Source organism: Rhodococcus sp. OAS809 (assembly GCF_040546695.1).
In the GTDB taxonomy this organism is placed as follows: Bacteria; Actinomycetota; Actinomycetes; order Mycobacteriales; family Mycobacteriaceae; genus Rhodococcus_F; species Rhodococcus_F qingshengii.
The window spans coordinates 1-22,499 of the sequence record NZ_JBEPOI010000003.1 but is presented as its reverse complement, the minus strand read 5'-3'; the positions used below and the strand labels follow the sequence as shown (position 1 = coordinate 22,499).

Here is a 22,499-nt window from a genome sequence, read left to right as displayed (position 1 = left end):
CACCTTTCGATCAAAGGGAGTGGGGCGGAGGCAGCCGCGGCACAGCGTGTTCTGCCGGCGGTGGGCTCACCCATGTCACCTTGTCGACGAACTGACTGATGGCGATCCGCAGATCGACGTCGAGTTCGCGTATGTAGTCGACGTCACTCAAACCTGCTGTGCGAGAAGAGAAGGTCAGGCCTTGTTCGAAGACTTGGAGCGCCCACTCTCCCGCCTGAGACCCCACCATCAGGGACCGGACGTCGAAGCTGATCGTGCGCACCAGCTCCGTCAGATTCGGCGGACGGCCACTGGGCACCGTCACCGGGGCGAGATCGTGCGAGGCATAGCGAAGTTCCCAGTAGGCCTCACGGAGTGCGCTGGTGTATTTGCGTAGCAGTCCTGGACGCTCCACCGCTTCGAACCACAAAATTTCCGGCAGATCACGCAGACGCTGCGCATGCTCGTGGCGGTCGCACAACTCCAGCGCCCGCGCCGGCCCTGTGCACACGTGCCAGTTGAGGAGTTGTTTCATGCTTCGCTCCCAGTCCACCTCGTCTACGAAAGGATCTGTGGTGCAGACGGACTCGCGGTTCGCGGCCCACCCTTCCGGTGTGCTCATATCGTCGAGGAGCAAGCGATTCGGGATCAGCTGCATCGCTTCGGTGCCCTCTGCAGTGATCGCGGGCACAAGCCAGTTTCTCCGCATGGCAGGTCCTCGCATGTTCGTGGAAGTCATAGACAACCTTTCGAATCAGGATATTCGGGTGGCGAGTAGCGCCAGCACGGAGGCTGCGCACGGGGCACACGCTTCGTCGCGATGACGGATGCGATCAAACTTGGCAGCCGCTCGGAACACTCCGCCGTTGTAGATGACGTGTGGGTCGCGGACCGTTCCCTCTACAGGGTCGATGATCTCGACAGCGGTCCTCCTGGCTCCTGCTACGGCATAAATCCACCAGGCCTTGTCGCCGGCTTTCCAGTGATCATCGCTGAGCCAGGGCGATTGTGAGTCCCGTTGCGGGATGGGTGTCGTGGTCATCGTGATTCCTTCCACGTCGGAGGGGTGGTGCGCCGGCGGATCAGTGCAGCAACCAGAACCCTTCCGTGCCGTACTGCTTGATTCCGAGGGCAGCCGAGATGCTCTCCTCGATCTCCGGGTGGTTACGGACGTCGCTGCAGATGGCCTGGGGAAGCAACTGAGGTCCGCCGACGTCCACTTCGAGATCCACGTCTAGGCAAACACCCAAGCCGGTGGCTTCGACCATGCGGTAGACATCAACAATCAAGTCCCACGTGATCTGAGGCTGTGTCCACCCACCGTCGACGAGGACGGGAAGCTCTCCTGGGTGTTGTTCGAGCAGGGTAGGCCAGTCGATCGGATCCCAAATTCTTGCCACCGACAGTGATGGTGACTCCGGGAGCAGCAGATGCCCGGCTGTCACTTCGCGCAACCAGTCCGGAATGTCGGCGTCCTCGGTGAACGTTCCTGCCGCGTGGTTGCCTTCTCGGTGCCACAGAATCTCGTTTCCGAGTGCGCTGCGTGTCAGCCGCGCAGCGGAGCTCCACTGGCTCCAGTACCCGCCCATAACTTTGCCGTAAAGACGTGCGCCGTTGAGCCATGCAAGGCAGGGAGCGCATGAATGTACGTGCCTCACATGGGCGTAGCCGTCGATCCAAGTTGTGGGTGTGTCGGTATTGCGGCCCTCGAAGATGGACTGGTCAGCTGGTGATGCGATCTTCACCAGCGCCTCCAATTCGTCAACCCCGTTGAAGGACACCCAGACCGCATCCTCACCGGATGCCCAGTGATTGACGTCGAGCCAGGGAGCGTGCGATTCGAGCTGTGAGGCAGACGGTGTCGTGGCCATAGGTGTTCCTTGTCCTAGAAGTCAGCGAGCCGGGAGCGACGTGCGTCGCGGGACGCTTTCCGCGACGGAAAGTCTATTTCCGCATCACTCGAGGGTAGCCGCACATTCGCTGTCATTAACGGAGAGTGGAGGGCGCCCCCGCGTTCACCGCATAGTGACCCGACCTGCGGCGCAGACGAAAGTGACGACGGTATTGGCCCCCGGTGTGCCGACCTGCTCCTGGATGTCCGAAGCGAAGTCGTTCAATTCTTCGATTGAAATCTCGTCGCTGTCACCGTCAGTGAAGTCGACGTCCACCAGGTCGCAGTAGAAGTATTCGTTCTCCCATAGTTCCGAGGTGATCTCGATTCGGCGGATGCTGCGACCTGTTTTGTCCTCGATCAGGGAAACCAGCCGGTCTTGCACTGGCTGGAAAGGGTATCCCTGGGTAAGTGCGAGAGCGGGCGCAATGTCGAGGCTAGCGGTATCGCGCCGCCGAAACCACGCCCCCGTATGACCCGCCGGCAGTCGAGCAAGCATGGAAGCGAGGGTCGAGGTGATCGCGGGAGTCAATGACAGTTCTTTGGCTGTCGATCCCTGCCAATACCGAGCACTTGTGAACTGCCCCCCAGCATCGATGCCTGAAATATCTAGACGGCTACAAGCGGGATCGTCGGCAACGGCGAGACGCGCGAGAGCGTGGGCGGTGATGCTTCGTTCTTGTGCTAGAAGTCTGTTGATCTCGTCGTCGAGATTGCCGACATGAACCGTGACAGTATCCAATTGGGAGTCGGTCAACGGTTCGATGGCGGAGCTGGGTGCGGACATGGGTGTGTTCTCCGGTTTCGGTGGAAGCAGCTACGTGGCGCGCGTGAGTCGGGTCGTCAGCGCGATGACACGGTGGGTGCACTGGCGTACAGAGCGGGATCGTGCCGATCCGGGTAATCGGATTCCGGGCGGAATCCGGCTGCGATTTCTGCAGCGACCAGGCAGGCGCCGGCAGCGTCGACCTCCCACATGTGCCGTGCTCGGTGTAGCTCGTCGACAACACGTCTCCGGTAGCCGGGGCCGCACTCTGTCGCTGGGCGCAGGGCGTTCACGCGGGTCTGGGAATCAGGCACGGCGTGCAGAGCGTCCCCCCTGTTGGTGATCGGAATCGCGTGCAGCACTGTCACCATCTGACTGTCCGTAAGGGCTACCGTCTCGACGTCGTCGCTCGAGGTCAGCACGACGTGCCCGAAGAGGGGCTGCGCGATGCGAGGCTCGAGGTGTTTCGCGACAGCGGTGGCAACGGTATTGATCGCGGTGGTGTAGAGACCTTCTTCGTCGACCCAGAGGTCGATGACCTGGCCGTGGCCGTCAGGCAGGGTCACGAGACCGAAGGCACGGCACTCGAGCTCCGAGTAGAGACCTTGCGAGACGGTTCGGCCCCCTTCAATCAGGTCGACAGAGGTAACACTGCCATCTGTGGCGATACGTAGGACTCGCATGTTTTGTCTCCTGTCTAGAAACTTTCGAGAATGGATTGAGTTTTGCGACAATGGATTCCGCGACTACTCCTGCGAAAGATTGGCGCAGGGCTACTGCGCGTTGCGGCTGTACTCGTCGACCAGACGAGCAACAGCTGACCAGTCGACACCGAGCACGTCGACGAGACGCCGGAGGTCGGCGACCAAGTCAGCGACCCAGTTCAGGATGTCGGTGTCGTTGATATCTCGGTTGTCACATGCGCCATCGGTATAGGCGTGCAATGCGAGGTATGCCGCGGACAGTGCCAGGAGGTCGGTCTCGGTGCGCGCGACACAGGTGCCGTATATGGGGTTCGACATGCTGGTGGTCCTGTCGGTTGTCGGGACGAAAAGGGGGTCAGTCGCGCTCGATGACTGCGACACCGACTCGCTGACCATGCGCGTCGATCAGGTTGAACACGGGGCGCTCATCCGACCACTCCGTCGGGTGAGCAACGGAGCGGACACCAGCGTCGGCGTCGCGAAGGGTCGCCTCGAGCGCAGTGGTAGCGGCAGCGATCGTGGGATGCGCGGACTCGTGCGCCGGTGCCTGATTCAGGCTTTTGGAGTCGAGGATGGTCAAGGTGAATGATGCGCTCATGAGATGTCTTCTCCTGGTGACGGTGCAGGTGCGGAAGCTCCCGCACGCAGGGTTTTGACGACCGACATCGCATGTGCAGCAACGGCTTCGGAGCCGTGATCAGTCGGGGTGTAGTAGTTCAGCTCGATACCGTCAGGTCCGTATTGCTGCACAGGGCCCACGCCGTGCGGGTGATCGTGGGGGTAGATGTAGCCGCGGCCGTGGCCGAGAGCTTTCGCACCGGGGTAGTGCGGATCGCGCAGGTGCACGGGCACCGATCCAGTGCGGCCGGCGTCGACGTCCGCCATTGCGGCGTCGATCGCAGCGACCACCGAGTTGGACTTGCGCGCGGTGCAGATGTGGATGACCGCTTGGGCCAGGTTGATCCGGGCCTCGGGGAGCCCGACCGTGGCCACGGCATAGCTGGCTGCGTGAGCGACGAGGATCGCGGTGGGATCAGCCATACCTACGTCCTCGGACGCGTGGATCAGGATTCGCCGGGCGATGAACCGAGGGTCCTCGCCGGAAGCGATGAGCCTGGCCAGCCAGTGCAGTGCCGCGTCCGGATCAGAACCACGCATCGCTTTGACGAACGCCGAAACGATGTCGTAGTGCTGGTCACCGTCCCGGTCGTATCGCAACAACGCAGCAGGAGCGATGTTCTCCACGTCCGCTGCCAGGATCTGACGGCGGCCGTGTGCGAGAGAGACGCCGGCCGCGAGCTCGAGAACGGTGAGGGCTTGCCGTGCGTCTCCGGAGGCGACGTCTGCAATGCTGAGTGCCACGTCGCGCGGAAGCTCTACCGCGGCGTCGAGACCGAGCGTGCTCGTGACAGCGTTGGCGAGGATCGCCACGATGCTCTCACGCGAGAGTGGTTCGAGTCGGAGCAGGATGGCACGGCTCCGCAGTGCGGGGTTTACCGAGAAACTCGGGTTCTCGGTGGTGGCGCCGATCAACGACACCGTCCCCGACTCCACAGCAGGAAGAAGAATGTCCTGCTGCGCTTTGGAGAAACGGTGGATCTCGTCGATGAACAGGACGGTGCCGACTGGAGGTTCAGCGGTCAGCGCGGCTTGGGCATGAGTGACTGCTGCGCGCACGTCTTTGACACCGGCACTGGTGGCCGAGAGTTCGCGGAAATGCTTCGCCGTGGTTTCGGCGATGATGCGCGCCGTGCTGGTCTTGCCGGTCGCCGGCGGCGCCCACAACAGCACAGACGGTGCACCGATGGTTCCTGAGACGAGTTGGTGCAGAGGCGATCCCGGATAGATCAGGTGATCCTGCCCAACGAGCTCGGCCAAGGTCTTCGGCCGCATCCGGGCGGCCAGTGGTTGTTGGTTCGTCACGGTCACGTGGTCCGCCTTTCACTGTTCGGCATTGCGGCATATCCCGCGCGCAGGGTGTAAAGCGAGATAGTGCTTACGGCAACAACTGTGGAGCCGCGACATTTCGGAAATGGAGGACGGCGCTGTCGTCAGGCCGCATCGTCGTCGACGGCCTCGCGGGAGCCTTCGGTGTAGGTTGCGAGCGCCATCTTCATGACGGCAACGGGCATCGCTGTGGTCACGACACGATGGTGGTGCTCGAGCACTGCCGTTCTGGTTGCTGCAGCTCTCATCGGCGCATCTGGTTCGGCGAGTGCGTCCGCGCGGTAGACCAAAACTCGGCGACCAAGTCCCCAGATGATGGCGTTTGAGGCAGCACATGCCACAGCGAGAGAGTCAATGTCCCCCATCACCCACTGGTAGTCGGCAGGGTCACCCCCGAGTCGGCGAATGTTCTGTGCCGCGGCGCGGATCAGCCCACCCGATCCGGCGCACGGTTCGGCGATCGACTGGCCGGGCTCAGGCAACCGCTCGTTGGCGAGCTGTGCGATGAGGTCGGCGACGTCTGGTGGTGTGTGGTACTCGCCCAGTCCTTTTCGCGCGCCGACCGAACGCATGTGAGTGAGGATTGTGCCGAGCACGTCCTCGCTGGACCGTCGAGCAGGATCGGCGTGCCCGACCAGATCAAGGAGACCGGCCCGGAGTGCAGCGTCGATAACACCTCGAACGGCCCACAACGTCTCGTCGCTGGGGTCTTCTTCCAACCATCCGTGTAGCGGGAGGGCCATCTGCACGAGATACGGATCGGAAAGCCAGCAGCGCCCCCAGATTTCTCGCAGGGCATCTGCGGTACCGGCGTTGTCGAGCTCTCTGAACCGAGCGGCGATTCCACCGTGTCCGATGGTTTCCTTGAGCGGGTTTAGCGCGAGTGCGGCAACGGTCCCGACTGCGATGTCGAGTCGATCACTGCAGTGGCTGCGGTGCCAGGCCCCGCTGACGCTTTCGGCAATGCCGATCGCGCGCCGTGTCGTTGGTGGGAACTGGGAGGAAGAAGGGGTGGTCACTGTGCAACTCCTGAGTGTGAATGGGCGGCGATCAGGGCCAGCCTGTGCTGTTGATCTCCGATTCCCCGGCTCCCTGCCAGGGGAGTGCGAGCGTGCGGCCAAGTCGCGGTGACTACCCGGGTGTAGTCCTTACCTGCGAGGGCGACGACGTCCGGGGCGTCGATGATGCCCGTAGCTGTCGCCTGGTCGAAGATGTCGTCAGCGGTGACCGATCCCGGTTCGCCGAGACGCATGTTGTAGGGCTCGATCACGGTGTCGAGTTCGAGGAGTCCGTACCGGCCGGACAAGATCCGGATGTTGGCCGGCGCGGTCAACGCGTGGGCGGCTCGAAGGCATAACTGCTGATACGAGCTGATGTAAAGATCTTTCGCGGCGGCAGAGTGAGCGCGTTTGCGGGCACCACACGGCACGACTACGAGTGGACCTGTGTCCCTGGGTGACGGATGCACCGGGACGATCTCCTGATCGGGCGCCAGTCGTTCGTAATCAGCAGCAACGTGGTCGGCGAGAGTCCAACGCAACCATTCCCAACCGGGTCGATCTGCGAGGATGCGGATTCCACGCCGGCGGGCTGCCGCGTCGAATGGTGCGCTCCACAGAACCAGATCAGTGTTGGGTAAGCGCATCACGACCCCGTCGTGACGACGGAACGAGGTAGTGGCGGAGCCCACCGAGATCGGGACACCTGCGTACCCTCCGCCTGTCTTGGGTCCTACGCCGAGCCGGGAGAACACCAAACCAACTGCCAGGACCAGGTCTTTTCCGGGAGTCGGCGGCGTCAAGGTGGCGTCGTCGTACTTGTATTGGGGAACAAACAGGGGTGGCATGGTGATCCTTCGGGTTGTTTCGGCCTCGATCGCACTCGTGGGCGGCTTTGCCGCCGAGGACGAAATTCCCGTCGATGGGACCTGTGATCGATCAGCTCAAGAGTCGTGCGACGGCCGCGGATTGAAGTTCGTCGTGGATCTCGTAGAAGCGATCGGCAATGGCAGGCCACGATGCGGCGATGGCTTCACTGATATCGGTGTCGGAGGTAGCGCGCAGTTTGTCGCGCTGCGCTGCACTCAGAGCAGGATTGAGGTCGGACTCTTCGCGCACGCCGTCAACTGAGACCACACGCAGTTCGAGAGGTGCGGGCTGGGCGGATTGTGACGCGGATAATGCTGGCCCAGAGAATGTTTCGACGGCCCGGCCGATCAGCGCGTTGACGTAGTCGACGACAGCAGTCAGGACGACGACTGTGTCCAGTTCGGTGAGATCGTCCGACAGTGGAAGTGCCCGAATGTCGTCGATGCCGGCATCCAGGATCAGCGGTCCGCCGCCGATCATGACCGACAAGGACAAGTGGTGATCGTTCGTAATCTCGCCGTACTCATCGCAGTGAAAGTCGGCGAACAGATGGACAGAAGTCGTCTCGTTCTCGACCAGGTGCAGTAGTTTGTGACTGACCGGAGAGCACTTCTCGTCGACAAGTTCCCGGAGCATGCCGATCAGTTTCGGTTGGTTGTGGCGGTGCTGAGGGTCGAGTTCACGAAATCGGGCGTCCAGGTCGGACCATTCGGAAGAGGCCAGAGCCGACGCGACAGTGCGATCCAGCGTGATGTGCTGCATGGGACGGAGTTTTCTTTCTGTTTCGATGGGTTTGCTTGGAGTGCATACGATTACGGCTGCGGGGGATGGTGAGCACCACCCCTCAGCGGTGGGTCGCACGCTGAGGGGTGGGCGTTTTGGGTACGGGTCATTGGCCCGACCGCTGGTGTTCGGCCCGGCGCGGAGCCGCAACGCTCGCAGCCTGCAAACCGGACTGGAGCGAATAGGATCGGCCCTGTGAGTGAAGATGTGGATCCTGAGACAGCAAAACAGCTGCAAAAGGCGATTGACGCTGTCACACCAGAAGACATCGAGCGGACAGTGTCAAAGCTCCGAAAGTTTCAGGCGGAGAAACAGCTCCCTTTCCCCTCAGCTGGAGTTCCGCAAGAATTTAGCGACAAGAGCATCGACTGGTTGGTCAACGACATCCCAACCAATAAGCCAAAATTCAGAGTCAAGGGCGAGGACGATCAGAATCCTGACTGACCGCAGTACGTTCACTGGTCAGCCGCCGGAGGAGCGGACGATTCTGGGGCGAAGGATCAGAAGGGTGGTTCTTCCCCTCCGAAAGCCGCTGCTTCGGCAGCACGTCGCGCTTCATACTCGACTACCCAGTTTTTGATCCGAACGAGCTCGGCGATGCGTTCATCCCGAGTGAGGGCGTTCCAGGAGTCGACGGAATCACAGTCGTCCATGAACGCTTCACAGCGTGGGCAGTTCACGCCGAGAATGGCGTAGGAGTACGACCTTCCGCCGGAGCCCTCCTGAATGGAGTGGCACAAACAGCCCCCGACCCGCGGCGGGTATTCCTGATCTGCGAGGTCGACTTCGGGGATGTCTGAGGGGGCAACGAGTGTGGCCATTGTCTGTCTCACTTCTCTTGAGTTATCGCGGATCTGATAGTCGGCCGGCCGTGTGCTCAGTCCGCAATCAGTGCGAAGACGCGAGCGATCGGCCAGGTGTGCAGGTTCTTGTTTTCGTCAGCGAGCTGGATCGCGAATTCGTTGACACCGACAATGACGCCGGAGACTGCGAAGAGCTTGTCGTGATGGAAAGCGAAGAGCACTGCGGTGGTGGAACCGAAGCCGACGCCGAGACGGGACGAGATCAGCTCGGCTACCGAATGCGGATCGCCGTGGCCGTTGACGTGCTGGGCGACGGGGGAGGTGGAGGAGACGATGAGATCGAGCGCGAGATCGACTGAAACCGTGGTGACCGAGTACTGCCCGAATGCCGGGATCGTCTCTTCGGTGACCAACTCTGCGAGGGTGTCCGTGACAAGGTTCATGGTCGTCTCCTGTTTGGGTGTGTGCGGTGGCCCCACGGCAATTGGTCAACAAGTTGTTGGCCGATTGGATCGCTACGTGGCAGGCCTTGGAGGCTGCGCAATCTCATAGGGGTTCTTATGTGCGTTTCCGGCCTGGGCCCCGCCCTGGCAATGTTTTCGTTCGGTGTCACTTGTCCGCCACAGGTTGAGCCGTATCGCACGAATCGGGGCATTTACACAGCACAGCACCTGTCGCGTTTGTCGACAGGTGTGCTACGGTTTGACGCAGCACCGGGTCAGGAGAACATTCCGTAATCGAGCGGGAGCCTCCTGGTGGTATTCGCGAAGGGCTCGAAATATGGGATTCCGTCTCACGACCACACAGGCTGCAGAATTTCTATCTGAGCAGCTTGCTGTCAATGGCTACACACCGTCGATCACGGAAAAGAAGGTTCACGCTCAGGTTAAGGCGGGACTGTTCATCAACGTCGGCGCCGGGAAGCAAGTACGTATCGACAGTGATGCACTGCTGGCTTTCACCCAGAAGACCCGTTACATCCAGAACCCGGAGGAGATCGACAGCGAAATCTTCCGCGTGAGCGTCCTAGAGCGACAAGAACGCAGTGATCCCATCCTCGAGCGCGGGACCACGAGACAGCTCAGCGACTTCATGGGTGTCGACTACAGCAACCCTCAACTGCTTGATGGAATCGAAGGCGTCTGGGAGGCCTCGGACATCAACTGCGATTTCATGGTCGCTAGCAAGTGCACATTCATGGCGACATGTAAGGGTTACGTTCATCCCGAGCATGTGCGAACGGTCGTCGATTGGGTTCGGATCGAGAATTCGAGTCGCAAGTATTTCCGGACAACGCTCGCGCCAGAGGCTGTGAGAAAGGTTGTAGGAACCGGCCTTTGGATCGACGTCCCACCCGGCCGCGAATCGGATTTCCTGGTAAAGAACGAGAGGTAGCACCCACCGCACCATGCGACAGCTCCCGGCCCCACAGGGTCGGGAGCTGTCGTGTTTCAGACTTCGGCGTCGAGGACAGCGAGTAATTTTTCGAGGATCGCGTCGGCCCGAGCTTCGACGTCGTCGAGTTCGGCGGTGACATCGGAAAGGGTCGCGTGCGCGGTCCGGCGGGCTTCGAGACCGCTTTCGTAGTACCGGTCGTCGAGAACGACCTCGGGGTAAGCCTCGGGTTGCCAGTCCTTGGGTGACTCGTCGGGACGCGGTTGACGAGGGGGTGGACGGTGCCCGGGCGATCGGCCGGTGAGGTGCGCAGCGACGATGTTTGCGATCGAGTGAGCTGACAAGGAAGACCGCGCGAACGGCGTATGCCCCCACCGATCGATCGGAGTGAACAACGGTGCCGAGTTCCGCTGGGTGACAACCGCGTCAGCCACTACGCGAGGTAGGTACTCGGTGGGCAATGTGTTGGTGTCGAGCCTGCCGGCAAGCAGGTGGGTCGCCGGTGCCCGGTCTTGGAACTCCAGGATCTGGAGCCATCTCCGATAGACCTGGGCGGGGGAGAGGGAACCGTTGGAGGTCGAAGGATCGAGACTGACCGGATGTGCCAGGTCCAGTACCAGGGTTTCGCCGTCGAGACGCAGATCGGATCGGCGAAGATCGCTGATCTGCTCGAAACTGAGTCCGGAGGCCGCAAGTAGCAGCAACAGTGCGTCGCGACGGCCGAAGAGTCCTGCAGTCCACCCTGAGGCCGGCAACTGGTCGATAATCTCGAACACCGTGACAGCGAGCGACGAGAGGCGTTGCGCCCGAGCATGGTTGAGTGTGCCTCGAATCATTTCTGCGCTGCCCGGACTGGGGTGTTCCGCGGTGCGATGTACGGCGTTGATGGTGGTGACTCGGCGGCGCTGGGTGGTCAGTGCCGCTGGATTCTCGGTGATGAACTGTGCCAACGTGAGCGGGTCGGCTGGTAGTGCACGCAAATCAGCGGCTGCGCACCAGTCGGTGAACAGTGCCCACACAGAACGATCTTTGCCCCGTAGGGTGATGGGGGCGCTCATCAGAGGCCGATGTCGGTAACAGCGTTGCCCATCAGAGGGGTGTACTCGCGGGCGTACACCTCGAGCATTCCCACGGACTTGTGGCCTGTCTGACGCATGATCGCGTGGGCATCGGCGCCGTTGCGGAAGGCTTGAGTGACAAAGCCAGCGCGCAAGGAATGCCCACCCAGGGAGGCGACGAGGGTCTCGTCGTACCCCGCCGCACCAGCGCGGCGACGGACTGCGCCGTGCACAGAGGAACTCGACAACGGTGTGGTGGAAAGGTTTCCGTTCTTGGCGATCGCCCGGAAGAACGGGGCGTGTGATGCGGTCTTGGGAACTGGCCCGCGGCACACGTGCGCATCGAAGTTCTCGCGGACCCGAAGCAGTCGGATGAGCGCGGTTCGGCCACCCCGGTCGTAGGCGGCGACAACCTCCAGCCAGCGCATGACCGCACAGGGTGGGCAACCGGTATGGGAGACAGTGACGGGGAGAGCTTTCACTGCACCCGCACCGTCCTGGTCGGTCTTGGACTTACGGAGTCGGATGTGTAAACCGTCGAGGTGGTGCATCGTGAGGTCACCGCAGGAAAGTCCAACGAGTTCACTGCGTCGGAATGCGCCGGCGAACCCCGTGAGCAACAGTGCGCTGTCCCGACGTTCGAGGACTTCACTCGCCCAACCGGTGATGCTTTCGCGAGCGACCGCGACCACGGTCAGGATGTCGGAGACCAGCAGCGGGGCCATTCGTTTGGTTGGCCGTTCACCGGCGGCCGCGTAGGTGCGGCGGATGCCGGACAACGTGGCACGCACTATTTCATGGCTGGCCGGATTGTCGCGCCCGCTGATGCGGTGCGAGTGTGCGATGGCTGCGACCCACTTTGACAAGGTTGCGGGAGCGAACGCTCGCTGACCGTCGGGCGCAAGGGTGTCGGCTGCCTCGACGAGATACGCGGCGACTGTCGCCGGATGCGCGGGTAGCGCGGTGTGGCCGCCATCGATGCACCATTTTTCGAATCGTCGCCACGCGGAGGCGTAGGCGCGCACCGTACTTTCCGCCCGGGACGCGGACATCGATGCGGCGATCTTCTGTGCGGTCGAGTCGGGGAGGTTGGGAGGGGGCACGGAGGCTCCTACCCAGGTCGCTGGTGTCGAATTCACCTGATCGAGTGCCATACCCGCACCGTATCTGGCTGTACTGACATTTCCGGACTCTCAAAAAAGCGTTGAGGAGGCCTTTTGTCGGAGACGCTGCGAGAACTGAAATTCTCGTCATCAATCGCGCATTTTCACTAACTGACGATGCCGCAGAGTAGGGGAAGGCCGAAGAAGACCTGTTCGGATAGTTGTGTTGCGACGCAGATCGACACGAATCGATGCGCAACAGAGGTAAGCCCTGTGCGGTCCAAAAGACGCGTGACCTGCCCGTTTGCGGTTCACATTTCAAGGATTTGCCGAACACAAGGGGCACATTGCGAGGTCTCTGGTGAGATGCTGGATAGCAGATTGACGCGCTAAGGCCCTGCAGCCGCAAATATTGTCGTGACCTCGTGGAGGTTCATTCCGAACTGATCCTCGGCGCCAGCTGCAATCAGTGAGTTCGGCGTGAACTCTTGATCCAGCAGATACCAACTGGTGCAGTGGGCGACCCCAGAGTCCTGAACGAGATTGAGGCCTCGCTCGGAGACCAGCGTCGACAGCCCGTCTGCTGGATGCCAAGCAACGCCGTCGAACCAGAAGACACCGGATGCAGCAGGGACTGCATCTGCAGCATCTCCAACCATCAGGAACGGTTCTTGATCCGGTAGGCCTCGCACGTGGACGAGGAGATCGTCTGGGATCCCGTTGTACATTGCAGTTTGCGCGCCCACCTCGTAGTCGGAGAAGAGGTTCAGTTCACTCTCATGGTCGAAGACGAGTAGCAGGATGCGACCATCGGTGGCGAACAACCACGAAGCATTGTCTCCGCCGCCGCTCTCCCAACGGAAGAGGTCGCACCCGTCGAGCGAATGCGGTTCCGCTTCGGAGAGAACTTGAAGAACGCGGGCGCGACGTCGCAAGTTCTCCACGGGCAACCGACCAAGTAACGACCACGGCGTCTCATCCATCACGTCAGCGTATCCATTCGGCCTTGGCGCCTCGAAGTACGTTCGGCGCCAGGAATTTCCGCGTCGCCGTAACGAACCCCCAAGACCGTTGAGGTGAGATACTGCACGAATGAATTCTCCTTCTGCATGGGTGTGCGACAAGTGTTCGGACGAAGTAACTGTCGAGAAGGGGCTCGTGGCCGCGCGACGAGACTCGCATGGACTGTTCCAAGACTGGAGGATCGTCCACAACGGCCAGTGCGCTCCGGCCGAGAACGCCGGATATACGTTCAGCGTTGAGCTCGAGCGCATGGTGGGACAAGACGGTCTGAGCCATCTTCTGTCGTTCTTGTCGGCGGGCCCTCTTCAGAGCCCGGATCCGGCATCCCCGAGTCCGTCAGAGGAAATCGGGAATTTCGACGCGTACGTCGACATCTTCCGGCGCCTCCAGACACCGTTCTACGAGAAGGCTCGTCGTCGGTTCGAGGATCCGGAGGTGCAGGAGCAGTTCCACGAGGCGAACGCCGCGTACACGTATGAGGTGGCGAACCTGGAATCGATCGCGAAGGGTCTCAACTAAGTGACTGCTGTTCCTGGCACGACCTCCGGTGACGACGCACGCGGCGTGGCCGCATGGTCCCGCCTCGCGCACATCGGAGCACACGAAGGCAGCATCGGCAGCCGACCAGATCTTGTCGAAACCGGGATGGACGAGGTCCACCGTGTCTGCATCCGCGGATGGATGTACAGCCGAGCGGAGCACGAACCCGATACCTCCGTGGAACTGAAACGCAGCCAGTGGCGCGAAACGTCAGCGCTCGCTGGTTCATCGGCGGAATCATTGATGCTCGGCGCCGCGGCATATGTCGAAGCCGTCTGGCATGAGCGGGCACTCAAAGCCGAGACAGAACCGAAGGGCATGGCTCTCGCCCAACGCTACCTAGCCGACGGCGCCATCGAGACAGCGATCGGCGTCGGGCATCGTCTGGCGAACTTCGTTGTCCGCGTCGCCCGAACCTCGACCGCCGCACAGGTGGAGATCGCGAAGCTCACCAAGCTAGGGACACTCGGACCCGCGTATGTCCCTTTCGCCACAGAAGATCCTGACGCATGGCTGTCTCTCAACCCACGGACAGTCAAAGACTTGAGGAAGACCCTCGATTCCTCACTCCACGCTGCTTCGGTGGATGCACTCGGGGATCTGGTGGATTCACCGGAATGGAAGGAGGCGTTTCGCATCCGGGCAGAGAACTTCCATCGATGGCGTAAGGAACATGAGTACGTGACCGGAGTCGATGCCGAATCGGGTAACGCTCAAGACCAGTACGACGTGAATGGCAATCACGTCGGACGCAGAGTGGGTGGCTTCGGTAACCGCCACAAGATCAGCGACGGTCTGACAGCAAGCACCACGGAGGCCGCCGGCGATGTCATTCGGCGGGTCACAGTGGCTTTCGACCTCATCCTCACCAACACTGTCGCAACGGTGCTCCCCAAACAGCACGATGGCGTCACGATAGAAATCGACAATCCGAAAGGTCTTCGCATTCACCGCGTCCCGTAAGGGTCCGAAAAAGAAAGCGCCGTCTCGTGAATACGAGACGGCGCGGGGTGCTGCGGACGGAGTCCGATCAGCGAGGGCTCAACACACTGTGCCCAATGACGAACGGACCGAAGAAAGTTTCGCCACCGAGGAAGTAACGCTGCCCCTGAAAGTCGACGAATCCGCCGCCGGGAACATCGACGATCGGAAGATTCAAAGGTCCGACAGGCGAGAACAGAACCAGGTTGTTGCCCTGGACACTGGCCGGAGCGCTCGACGGGATGCCGAAGTTGACGGTGGTGAAGGTGTAGTCGCCCGGAATCACTGCAGCCGATGCCGTGGGCGCGGCAACGACGGAACCTATAACTGCAGCGGCGGTGATCGCTACGGAAGCTGCGCCGGTGGTGACCAGTCGTTTCATCTTGCTCATGGACAGACCTTTCGGAAATGTCTTTCTGCGACGCCCCCGTGAACGGATGTTCGGTGGAAGACCTACGTCGGTACCGAGTATGGCTGCTGGGCCAACCCTTCGTCGGACGGTACCTACCGGCGAGTCGGTATCAAAGTGGTCAACCGCCGAACTCTTGATCAGATTTCGGGGAACGAGTGGGCGTCGGGAACTGAGACAAATTCGAAAGTTTTGCGGCGGCGTCCTTGCGTTCAGGTTCGCGGAGCTCTTCGAGACTGACGCCGGCGGGACGACCGAGTCGCTGGCCGGCCAGATGGTAGACCGAGCCGAGTTCGCGAGCACCGAGCTGGATCACCTCGCGTGTGGCAATTCCGCCGGGCTCCTCCGGCGGACGCTCGCGCCAGACGAGTCGATACTTCGGTTTGCTGTCCGGATCCGTCTGGATATACACCTTGTTGCAGTCGGAGAGATCCGGGTATGAACCCATCTGCTCCAGAGGGCGCACCGGAATGGTGCCGTCTTTTACCGCTTGAAGCGCACTGAGAGTAACCAAGAGCAACCGGCGAGCTTCTCCGGTTGGATTGCGACCGGCCTCGGTCGCCAAATCCTGTAGGTCACGCTCGAAGGCTGGATGCAGAACGAGTTGGAACGGCACACCGGTCATCGTTAACCCTGTTCGCTACTGGGGCGCCTGTTGGCCCATTGTTCTCCGACCGATCCGAGGGACTGAGCGAAGGAGTCGAGGTCGGAGACGACGCGCCCGGCCTCGGCACTCTGGATCCGTTGATCGAGTTCGGAGTAGAACAACTCTTCGGAATTGAGAGCGCGGCGGTCGTATTCACGCAGCCGATTGAGATCCTCGATGGGAATCAAGGCAGCGACAGGGCGGTCCCCTGCTCCGATGACCATCGGTTCAGGCAGACCCTCGGCGAAGCGAGCGAGCATACGTAGGACCAGGCCAGGCGCCTGATCCAGAGGTATAAGGTTGAAAGGCCGTTCGGCGCTTTCGGCTGGGTCGTTCGTGTCGGTCATTGGTGCCTCTTTCAGTGTGGTGTCTCAACTGAATCTGGATCGCGGCACGAGTGCCGGTTTCCTTCGAATCAGTCGGTGTCGAGCTTAAATCAAGCGGTATCCGACAATCTGCATGTCATCTCCCATAGTCGGCCCGTCCGGATCGATGAGAGTTCCCGATTCGACCAAATCAGCTGCACGCTGGTCGTGATACTCACCGGTACCTTCCGATCGATACACTAAGACCAATTCGTCAATTCTCCGAAAATCATCCTTCGGCATCAATGTCTCCTTTGTCGCATTCTCAGGTGATTGAATATTCAAGCGTGGATGTCGTTCCCGATCAGGGCAACGACATCCACGCAGAAGCACACAGGCGGCAACCTTGGTTTGTGACCAAGGTTGCCGCCTGTGCCGTTGTCAGAACTGGGTGTTCTGATCGCCCGCAGTCGCAGATCCGACAGAGACGGGGATTCGAGCAGAGTCGTCGAGCCCGACGTCGAAAGGATCGAATGGAACGACCACCTGATCCTCAGCGACCTCGACAATGGCCGGTGCAGTGTCATCTTCGACAACAGCATCTTCGATTTCACGAAGACGCAGAGCTTCGACGACAGCTTCGTAATCGGTCTCGATCCGAGGCTTGGTACTTCCCACACCTGCAAGGATGATCTCGTCCTTCTTGGCCCGAGTCAGGGCGACGTAGAGCAGTCGCTTGAAGGACTCGTCCTTTCGGGTGTTCGAGGTTTCGGGCTGGAGCACGACCACTACGTGATCGAATTCCATTCCCTTGACGCCGTGAACCGTGGAAACCAGCAGTTTCGGGTTACGAGCAGCCATTTCTTCCTTGCGAGTTGCATTCTTCTGCCCGGTCAGCGAATTTCTGATCGCATTGTTACGGATCTCGTAGTCCAAGATGGACTGCCGAAGATGCAGAAAGAAGTCATCATCGGACATCATGCCTGAGGCCACCATTTGCAACCACGATTGGCACTGACTGTTAGCCGTCTTCCACCAATCGACCAGAGCGTTGACGAGAACCTTCTCGGCGATCTCGGTATTACGCGGTTCCAAATACTGGATCTGATTGCGAATCTGCTGGTGGAACGTAAACGGAGCAACCGCAGGTTCGACACAGGTGACTTGGTCCCAGTACCGAGCAATGAAGGTCGAGAAGGTCTTCATGCTGTAGGCGCGGTCACTGACGAGATTGTGAATCGCTTCCTCCGGGAACATTTCCGTCAACGCCTCCTGCGTCATCTTGGCGTGACGACGGGTTTGGCAGAGCACGACAGTGGTCTCGCCGGCTGCGAGGTTGTCGGTGAAGTACTTCGACAGCTTTTCTCCCTGGAGGTACTGCTTCAAGTTCTGATCGAACGCCTTCTGTGTCCCGCAGGACTTGCTGATCAGACGCACCGACTTACTGAAACTCTCCACGGTGGACGTCTCGACGGAATTGGCCTGCAACTGGATCTTGGAGAACCTGTTGGCCTCGATATCGCGCAAGTGGATGTTGGCGAAGTCGAGGATTTCTTGTGCCGAGCGGTAGTTCGTGGAGAGCTTGCAGACGGTGAAGACACCCGATGCCTCCATTGCCGAGAGCGCCTTGGGATTGGCGGCCCGGAACTCGTAGAGGGTCTGACTGGCGTCGCCGACCATGTACAGCGCGCAGCGGTGTTTGGTTGCGTACCGCATGGCGTAGACGAACTGGAAAGCGCTGTTGTCCTGCACCTCGTCGATGATCAGGTACGCCGGGCTGGTGTACGGCTCGATCATCTTGTCGATCAGAAGATAAGACAGAATGATTTCCAGCTCGAGGGTCGTCTGACCGATGCCGTTGAGGATGGTCACGACTTCGCTGGTGTACTGCTCGATGAACGCGCTCATCGCGATGATGTCGGCGTTGGTTTCCTTGATGATCAACCTGCCGACCAACCGATGGAACTCACTGAGAACGTAGTCGGTATGGACTTTCGCACCGAAGTAAATGCCAAGTGAGTTCTGAATCGTCTCCATGGTGGAGAGTTCCTGGGTGGGGAAGTTGGCCGTGTAGATCTCGTGGATCATTCGGGCGATCGTCTTGGACTCGATTCCCGGATTGCGATCGCGGATCTCGTCTGCCGCAGCGTTGGTGAACGAGAGAGCCAGGATGGAGCCAGGGGTCACGGAGCAACCCAGGGTCAACATCTTGATGCGCTCGGTGATCGTCCACGTCTTACCTGCACCGGCACCCGCCACGACCATCACCAACGGATCGGTCGTGTTCACTGCCGCCCGCTGCTGAATCGAGGCGTACTCCGGGATGGTGTACCGAGTCGGATCGACGGGTCCGGGCACTGGCAACAGGTGTTTGACAGCGTGGAGAGACTGCAGCTCAGCATTCTGCTTGAGCTGCATGTTCCGTGAGATCAATGCCTGGGCGATCGGTCCCGAATTGTCCAGCGCCAGCAGGCCGTTGTAGATCGCGGTGTACGCCTCGAGCGGCGTCGCGAAATTGTCCAGGAACGCCAGCTGGAGGCCGGCCGATTCCATACTGGCCGAGGAGACAGCTTCGCCCCGGACGACGGCCAACCAGTTCTCCGCACCGTAGAGCCTGCGAATGTAGGTGAGGACGGGCTCGACGACGAGTTCGGTCTGAAACAGCTCTGCGGAAGCGCACAGGCGGTCGTACACCGAGTAGTGATCGAGTGACCAGGCTTGGAAGGCCTTCGTGTCAAACGCGGGGATTGCACCCGAACGGTTACCTCGCAGGTAGGTCACGGTGGAAGCGATCATCTCGTCCAGGGTCTCGGGGACGTTGAACGAGTAGGAGACCTGGACGAACGAATCAACCCCGTCGAACCGGAGTGGGTCGAAGGAAGTCACGTCGGTGACCGCGGCAATCTCGGTAATCGAGGGAGCCGTCACGGGATCACCGGCGGCGTCGAGAAGCGTGTGGACACCCTCGTGATCGAGAAGGGTGTCGGTGTGCTCGCGATCGGCGATCGCGTAAAGCTCCACGCGGTAGCGGATGTGGGTCGTGCTGGTCACGACGTTCTTGCCTGTGCTGACATCCATGACCTTGCGGTCGCGCAGCACCACCAATTGAGGCTCCAGGTTGAGCCACAACCGAAATCCCTCCACACCGCCGCCGAGTGCAGCGTTGAGATCGAACATGTTCTGCACGAGGCGGGTCTCGACCTTCTTGGCCTTCTTGACCTCCTCGAAGTGGACGATCGGAGGAACATTGAAGCGGTAGAGATAAGGAGTGGCCTCAAGTTCGGCAGCGCTCTGGCCGGCTGCGGCACGAGCGTGGTCGATCGAATAGACGCGCTGCAGGGTCTCCTCGAAATGCCGTTCGAGCAGCGGTTGGGTGACGAGCGTGCGGACGGAGGTTTCGCCGTCGATCTGTTCCTTGGTCGGGGCGTCGACTTTGGGGATCGGGTCGTAGCTCAAGTCGGGGTTAGCCGGATGCACACTGACGTCGATACGGCCTCGGCTACCGCCGGTGCCGGTGATGTCCCGATGAAAATCCTTCGGCGTGTATTTCGGTTCGGCGGAGGTGAAGCCGAGAAGGCTGTCGTCGTCAATGATGAGCGGCTGGATCGACATGGCCGGTCTCCTTCTTCAAGTGGTCGGTGGTGGTGTCTGTGGGGTTCCAGCTCGGCGTCTATCTGCCCGATCCGGCCGGCACTTCGCCCGGCTGGTGAGCTGTCTTTCCCCCTCCGGCGCGCCCATTGGGCGTGCGTCCTAGCTCGTGACCCGATCCCCGACCGCCTCGATCAGGACGGCCCCAGAGAAAGCAGTGAGAGGACGCGGTCTTCTTCGTCAGAACCAGTGGGTAGGCACTCGGCGAAGGTGAAGGGATCGGAATCGGTCACCGACTTCATCCGGTCTTCGTAGTTCGGATTCGCGAACGACGTAGTGACCAGCGATACGGGATATCCGACGGGGAAACTGTTGCGTTGGTCTTCGTGAATGTTCAACGCCTGATCTACAAGTAGCGGCAGAGCATCTTCATAGGTGAAGAGGCCACCTTTGTCGATCGCCCAGGCGAGTGCGTCGGTGGCCGATTCACCTTTGTCGCGGTGGATGTTCTCGCACGAAATTACGGTGACAGCAGCGGCTTCGATGAGGTCCTTGGCGTAGTCGCTCGATACCAGTTTCTGGAATGTCATGATGTTTCCTCGTCGGTGTCCCCGTCGGCGGGGTGAGTGGTTGTCAAAAGGGTGAGTGGGGTGGCATCAGCAGTTGTCGATGCACGGACAGTCAGGTGTTCGAGAAGTGCAGATCGGTTCGGTGCGGTAGGGGTCAGCCGTCGCCGTAATGGTTGGCGATGTAGTCACTGATCTCCGCTTCGATCTCGGCGACTGCACGGACGTCAGACACATGCAGTTCGATGGCGAGGCGGTAACTTGCTCGCAGGTCGTCGATCAGCTCGAAAATCAACTCTCTGGAGTCGATGTCAGCGAGTCCGCGCACTGCCTGGTCGAAGTCGTTCAAAATTTCGTCAGGATGGCGAGGTTGGGGAGTTGTCTGCATGGGTGAAGCCTTCTTCCAGTGAACGGGTGGACCGGAGCGATCGAATGGGCTGAAGATTTACGCAGGACATACAGCAGGGGCCCCGCGTATCGCGGGGCCCCTGCGTTGTACCGGTGAATCAGCTGGGATCGAGCAATTCCTCAATCCAATTCCGGATCGCCGGCTCTGCAGGACGTGCACCCTGCGCGGCGACGTAGCTGTCCTCGACGAACTTCGCGATCTGTTCGTCACTCAGCTCGTCAGGCAGAGATGCCGCGAGGAACGGATTGGTCCGCTGGATTTCGTCGCGCAAGCGAACGAAAGCAGCCGCCAGTACCTTGCCGTAGACCTCACGTGAGATCACGTCGAAGGCCACTATCCATGAGAATCGCCCCAGCAGTTCAGGTTCGAACCCGGAGCCACCGCTTTGGTCAGTGAGCGCTTTGGTCAGCTGCCCCCGGGTGAGAGCGTGCGCTCCGGTTGCGGACCCAGAACTGAACCCCAGACTGAGCCCACCTTTCGCGATGTCGTCCCGCCCGGCATTGGTAGTGGCGATGATCAGAGCTTTGGAGAAGTCGACCGATTTCCCGGACGCCATCCGTACAGTGCCTTCCTGCAAGGCGGACAGGAAGATTCGTTGCACATCGCGATGAGCTTTTTCGAACTCATCGAGCACGATGACTTGCCGAGGGTTCGCATCGAGCGGATCGAACGGCATCTCTTTGTTCGTGTCCGACCCGACATAGCCGGGATTGGAACCGAGTAGCCGAGTGATCGAGAGTGCCTCGGAGAACTCGGCCATGTTGAAGATGATCGGTTCGGTACCCATGATTGAACGAGCGATCTGACGGGCGACTTCGGTCTTTCCCACACCCGAGGTGCCGGCGAACATCCACCCCAGAGGCTTGCGGCGGGGGAAGATTCCCCGAGCGTCTCTGCGCAGCAAAGCAATAGCTCGTTCACACACAGGATCTTGACCTTCGATCCGGGAGAGGGCTTCGGTCAGAGCCTCCTCGTCGAATCCTCGAGCAACCGCATCCGAACCGTGCATACTTTCCGCGGTCTCCTTGATGGCCGCACGAGTGAGTGGCAACGCGGTACCGGGAGACATCAAGGCAGCGATATCAGGCTTGTGGCGGTTGATGGTCAGCTTCGCCAGAGATCGATCCAACAAGGTGAGAGCACTGTCCGGGCGATGCAGGCTGGTCAGGTGCTCATCCGCGAGAGCTATGACGTGATCGAGAACGGTTTCGTCGGCTGAGACCGACTTTTTGTAGTGGCTCAGCAAAGTAGGGAGAACGGTGCAGAGAACCTGTCGAGTCTGATCTTGATTGAGTTCTGAGACACCGATGCGAGTGAAACGGCGGGAGAAAGCCGGATCCGCGCTCAGCCGTCGACCTTCTTGGTCGGTGGTGGCTCCGATGACACACAGGTCGCCCCGCGCGAGAGCGGGTTTGAGTGACTGAGCAACTTCCTCAAGGGTGCCAGAACCGTGGTTGGTTTCCGGAACCAACTGATGAATCTCGTCGATGAACAGGATCACCCCGTTCTTCGGTTCCTTGGCGAAAGCAATCAAGGCTTCGAGCTTCTGTTCCATCATGCCGCGGTACATCGTCCCCGCGACCAGGGAAGACAGGCTTAGTTCATAGATCGTCTTTTTCCGTAGACGCGGCGGCACAGTGGGGTCACCGACCGCGATGCGACGAGCAAGTTCCTCCACGACGCGGGTCTTACCGACACCTGCTGGACCCAGCAGGATCGCACTGGGCTTGTTCTT

Annotated in this window: 26 protein-coding genes; 4 read left to right on the top strand and 22 right to left on the bottom strand. The window is 60.5% G+C overall.

Features of this window, described 5'->3' with window-relative positions:
- Positions 1-10: 10 nt before the first annotated feature.
- The 11 genes from ABIE52_RS32800 to ABIE52_RS32750 form a co-directional block, all read right to left on the bottom strand.
- Positions 11-718, bottom strand: a complete 708-nt coding sequence (locus tag ABIE52_RS32800) for a hypothetical protein (RefSeq protein ID WP_192713324.1) — start codon at positions 716-718, stop codon at positions 11-13.
- Between the two features lie 15 nt (positions 719-733).
- Entirely contained in the window at positions 734-1,021 is a 288-nt protein-coding gene (locus ABIE52_RS32795) for a hypothetical protein (protein WP_192713325.1), read from the bottom strand.
- A gap of 40 nt (positions 1,022-1,061) precedes the next feature.
- Positions 1,062-1,850 (bottom strand): hypothetical protein, encoded by a 789-nt coding sequence (locus ABIE52_RS32790; RefSeq protein ID WP_192713326.1) that lies wholly within the window; start codon positions 1,848-1,850, stop codon positions 1,062-1,064.
- A 144-nt stretch (positions 1,851-1,994) separates the two neighbouring features.
- Positions 1,995-2,657 (bottom strand): hypothetical protein, encoded by a 663-nt coding sequence (locus ABIE52_RS32785; RefSeq protein ID WP_192713327.1) that lies wholly within the window; start codon positions 2,655-2,657, stop codon positions 1,995-1,997.
- A 56-nt stretch (positions 2,658-2,713) separates the two neighbouring features.
- Positions 2,714-3,319, bottom strand: coding sequence for a hypothetical protein (locus tag ABIE52_RS32780; protein WP_192713328.1), 606 nt, complete (start codon positions 3,317-3,319; stop codon positions 2,714-2,716).
- A 90-nt stretch (positions 3,320-3,409) separates the two neighbouring features.
- Complete coding sequence (locus ABIE52_RS32775; RefSeq protein ID WP_192713329.1) at positions 3,410-3,658, bottom strand: hypothetical protein; 249 nt, start codon at positions 3,656-3,658, stop codon at positions 3,410-3,412.
- Positions 3,659-3,695: 37 nt separating this feature from the next.
- Positions 3,696-3,938 carry a hypothetical protein gene (locus tag ABIE52_RS32770; RefSeq protein ID WP_192713330.1) on the bottom strand — a complete coding sequence of 81 codons (243 nt, stop codon included), beginning with the start codon at positions 3,936-3,938 and terminating at the stop codon, positions 3,696-3,698.
- Entirely contained in the window at positions 3,935-5,269 is a 1,335-nt protein-coding gene (locus ABIE52_RS32765; protein WP_354541591.1) for a replication-associated recombination protein A, read from the bottom strand. The genes ABIE52_RS32770 and ABIE52_RS32765 overlap by 4 nt, the downstream gene beginning before the upstream one ends.
- A 122-nt stretch (positions 5,270-5,391) precedes the next feature.
- A complete protein-coding gene (locus ABIE52_RS32760; RefSeq protein WP_192713331.1) occupies positions 5,392-6,306 on the bottom strand; it encodes an N-6 DNA methylase in 915 nt (304 codons plus the stop codon).
- Entirely contained in the window at positions 6,303-7,133 is an 831-nt protein-coding gene (locus tag ABIE52_RS32755) for a DUF6884 domain-containing protein (RefSeq protein WP_354541590.1), read from the bottom strand. Before ABIE52_RS32755 ends, ABIE52_RS32760 begins: the two co-directional genes overlap by 4 nt.
- A gap of 91 nt (positions 7,134-7,224) precedes the next feature.
- Entirely contained in the window at positions 7,225-7,917 is a 693-nt protein-coding gene (locus tag ABIE52_RS32750) for a hypothetical protein (RefSeq protein ID WP_192713332.1), read from the bottom strand.
- 216 nt (positions 7,918-8,133) lie between these two features.
- Here ABIE52_RS32750 and ABIE52_RS32745 point away from each other — a divergent pair, with 216 nt between their 5' ends.
- Positions 8,134-8,382: a hypothetical protein gene (locus tag ABIE52_RS32745; RefSeq protein WP_192713333.1), complete on the top strand. Its 249-nt coding sequence runs from the start codon at positions 8,134-8,136 to the stop codon at positions 8,380-8,382.
- A 433-nt stretch (positions 8,383-8,815) separates the two neighbouring features.
- On the opposite strand, the gene ABIE52_RS32740 is transcribed toward ABIE52_RS32745, so the two are convergent.
- Positions 8,816-9,184 (bottom strand): hypothetical protein, encoded by a 369-nt coding sequence (locus ABIE52_RS32740; RefSeq protein WP_192713334.1) that lies wholly within the window; start codon positions 9,182-9,184, stop codon positions 8,816-8,818.
- 337 nt (positions 9,185-9,521) lie between these two features.
- Here ABIE52_RS32740 and ABIE52_RS32735 point away from each other — a divergent pair, with 337 nt between their 5' ends.
- On the top strand, positions 9,522-10,136 hold the full coding sequence (locus ABIE52_RS32735) for a helix-turn-helix domain-containing protein (RefSeq protein WP_192713335.1): 615 nt from the start codon (positions 9,522-9,524) through the stop codon (positions 10,134-10,136).
- A 56-nt stretch (positions 10,137-10,192) separates the two neighbouring features.
- On the opposite strand, the gene ABIE52_RS32730 is transcribed toward ABIE52_RS32735, so the two are convergent.
- The 3 genes from ABIE52_RS32730 to ABIE52_RS32720 all read right to left on the bottom strand — a co-directional run bounded on the left by ABIE52_RS32730 (position 10,193) and on the right by ABIE52_RS32720 (position 13,280).
- Complete coding sequence (locus ABIE52_RS32730) at positions 10,193-11,194, bottom strand: recombinase (RefSeq protein ID WP_192713336.1); 1,002 nt, start codon at positions 11,192-11,194, stop codon at positions 10,193-10,195.
- Positions 11,194-12,297 carry a site-specific integrase gene (locus ABIE52_RS32725; protein WP_354541589.1) on the bottom strand — a complete coding sequence of 368 codons (1,104 nt, stop codon included), beginning with the start codon at positions 12,295-12,297 and terminating at the stop codon, positions 11,194-11,196. The genes ABIE52_RS32730 and ABIE52_RS32725 overlap by 1 nt, the downstream gene beginning before the upstream one ends.
- Before the next feature lie 389 nt (positions 12,298-12,686).
- A complete protein-coding gene (locus ABIE52_RS32720; protein WP_192713338.1) occupies positions 12,687-13,280 on the bottom strand; it encodes a hypothetical protein in 594 nt (197 codons plus the stop codon).
- A 109-nt stretch (positions 13,281-13,389) separates the two neighbouring features.
- Here ABIE52_RS32720 and ABIE52_RS32715 point away from each other — a divergent pair, with 109 nt between their 5' ends.
- Both ABIE52_RS32715 and ABIE52_RS32710 read left to right on the top strand, forming a co-directional pair.
- Positions 13,390-13,839: a hypothetical protein gene (locus ABIE52_RS32715; RefSeq protein ID WP_192713339.1), complete on the top strand. Its 450-nt coding sequence runs from the start codon at positions 13,390-13,392 to the stop codon at positions 13,837-13,839.
- Positions 13,840-14,823, top strand: coding sequence for a hypothetical protein (locus ABIE52_RS32710; protein ID WP_192713340.1), 984 nt, complete (start codon positions 13,840-13,842; stop codon positions 14,821-14,823).
- A 67-nt stretch (positions 14,824-14,890) separates the two neighbouring features.
- On the opposite strand, the gene ABIE52_RS32705 is transcribed toward ABIE52_RS32710, so the two are convergent.
- The 7 genes from ABIE52_RS32705 to ABIE52_RS32675 all read right to left on the bottom strand — a co-directional run.
- Positions 14,891-15,232 (bottom strand): hypothetical protein, encoded by a 342-nt coding sequence (locus tag ABIE52_RS32705; RefSeq protein WP_192713341.1) that lies wholly within the window; start codon positions 15,230-15,232, stop codon positions 14,891-14,893.
- A 139-nt stretch (positions 15,233-15,371) separates the two neighbouring features.
- Positions 15,372-15,875 carry a hypothetical protein gene (locus ABIE52_RS32700; protein ID WP_192713342.1) on the bottom strand — a complete coding sequence of 168 codons (504 nt, stop codon included), beginning with the start codon at positions 15,873-15,875 and terminating at the stop codon, positions 15,372-15,374.
- Positions 15,876-15,877: 2 nt separating this feature from the next.
- Positions 15,878-16,243, bottom strand: coding sequence for a hypothetical protein (locus ABIE52_RS32695; RefSeq protein ID WP_192713343.1), 366 nt, complete (start codon positions 16,241-16,243; stop codon positions 15,878-15,880).
- Between the two features lie 399 nt (positions 16,244-16,642).
- Positions 16,643-19,813 (bottom strand): UvrD-helicase domain-containing protein, encoded by a 3,171-nt coding sequence (locus ABIE52_RS32690; RefSeq protein WP_192713344.1) that lies wholly within the window; start codon positions 19,811-19,813, stop codon positions 16,643-16,645.
- A 170-nt stretch (positions 19,814-19,983) separates the two neighbouring features.
- A complete protein-coding gene (locus ABIE52_RS32685; protein WP_192713345.1) occupies positions 19,984-20,379 on the bottom strand; it encodes a hypothetical protein in 396 nt (131 codons plus the stop codon).
- A gap of 133 nt (positions 20,380-20,512) precedes the next feature.
- The gene (locus ABIE52_RS32680) at positions 20,513-20,743 is read right to left on the bottom strand and encodes a hypothetical protein (RefSeq protein ID WP_192713346.1); all 231 of its coding nucleotides are present in this window, start codon (positions 20,741-20,743) and stop codon (positions 20,513-20,515) included.
- Between the two features lie 118 nt (positions 20,744-20,861).
- Positions 20,862-22,499 (bottom strand): AAA family ATPase (locus ABIE52_RS32675; RefSeq protein ID WP_354541588.1); only part of this gene is annotated, 1,638 nt, incomplete at its 5' end.

What these genes read in the sequence shown, in the direction of transcription:
- ABIE52_RS32800 (WP_192713324.1), bottom strand. Translation starts at nt 718, where the DNA reads ATGACTTCCACGAACATGCGAGGACCTGCCATGCGGAGAAACTGGCTT.
- ABIE52_RS32795 (WP_192713325.1), bottom strand. Translation starts at nt 1,021, where the DNA reads ATGACCACGACACCCATCCCGCAACGGGACTCACAATCGCCCTGGCTC.
- ABIE52_RS32790 (WP_192713326.1), bottom strand. Translation starts at nt 1,850, where the DNA reads ATGGCCACGACACCGTCTGCCTCACAGCTCGAATCGCACGCTCCCTGG.
- ABIE52_RS32785 (WP_192713327.1), bottom strand. Translation starts at nt 2,657, where the DNA reads ATGTCCGCACCCAGCTCCGCCATCGAACCGTTGACCGACTCCCAATTG.
- ABIE52_RS32780 (WP_192713328.1), bottom strand. Translation starts at nt 3,319, where the DNA reads ATGCGAGTCCTACGTATCGCCACAGATGGCAGTGTTACCTCTGTCGAC.
- ABIE52_RS32775 (WP_192713329.1), bottom strand. Translation starts at nt 3,658, where the DNA reads ATGTCGAACCCCATATACGGCACCTGTGTCGCGCGCACCGAGACCGAC.
- ABIE52_RS32770 (WP_192713330.1), bottom strand. Translation starts at nt 3,938, where the DNA reads ATGAGCGCATCATTCACCTTGACCATCCTCGACTCCAAAAGCCTGAAT.
- ABIE52_RS32755 (WP_354541590.1), bottom strand. Translation starts at nt 7,133, where the DNA reads ATGCCACCCCTGTTTGTTCCCCAATACAAGTACGACGACGCCACCTTG.
- ABIE52_RS32750 (WP_192713332.1), bottom strand. Translation starts at nt 7,917, where the DNA reads ATGCAGCACATCACGCTGGATCGCACTGTCGCGTCGGCTCTGGCCTCT.
- ABIE52_RS32740 (WP_192713334.1), bottom strand. Translation starts at nt 9,184, where the DNA reads ATGAACCTTGTCACGGACACCCTCGCAGAGTTGGTCACCGAAGAGACG.
- ABIE52_RS32735 (WP_192713335.1), top strand. Translation starts at nt 9,522, where the DNA reads ATGGGATTCCGTCTCACGACCACACAGGCTGCAGAATTTCTATCTGAG.
- ABIE52_RS32730 (WP_192713336.1), bottom strand. Translation starts at nt 11,194, where the DNA reads ATGAGCGCCCCCATCACCCTACGGGGCAAAGATCGTTCTGTGTGGGCA.
- ABIE52_RS32720 (WP_192713338.1), bottom strand. Translation starts at nt 13,280, where the DNA reads ATGGATGAGACGCCGTGGTCGTTACTTGGTCGGTTGCCCGTGGAGAAC.
- ABIE52_RS32715 (WP_192713339.1), top strand. Translation starts at nt 13,390, where the DNA reads ATGAATTCTCCTTCTGCATGGGTGTGCGACAAGTGTTCGGACGAAGTA.
- ABIE52_RS32705 (WP_192713341.1), bottom strand. Translation starts at nt 15,232, where the DNA reads ATGAGCAAGATGAAACGACTGGTCACCACCGGCGCAGCTTCCGTAGCG.
- ABIE52_RS32700 (WP_192713342.1), bottom strand. Translation starts at nt 15,875, where the DNA reads ATGACCGGTGTGCCGTTCCAACTCGTTCTGCATCCAGCCTTCGAGCGT.
- ABIE52_RS32695 (WP_192713343.1), bottom strand. Translation starts at nt 16,243, where the DNA reads ATGACCGACACGAACGACCCAGCCGAAAGCGCCGAACGGCCTTTCAAC.
- ABIE52_RS32690 (WP_192713344.1), bottom strand. Translation starts at nt 19,813, where the DNA reads ATGTCGATCCAGCCGCTCATCATTGACGACGACAGCCTTCTCGGCTTC.
- ABIE52_RS32685 (WP_192713345.1), bottom strand. Translation starts at nt 20,379, where the DNA reads ATGACATTCCAGAAACTGGTATCGAGCGACTACGCCAAGGACCTCATC.
- ABIE52_RS32680 (WP_192713346.1), bottom strand. Translation starts at nt 20,743, where the DNA reads ATGCAGACAACTCCCCAACCTCGCCATCCTGACGAAATTTTGAACGAC.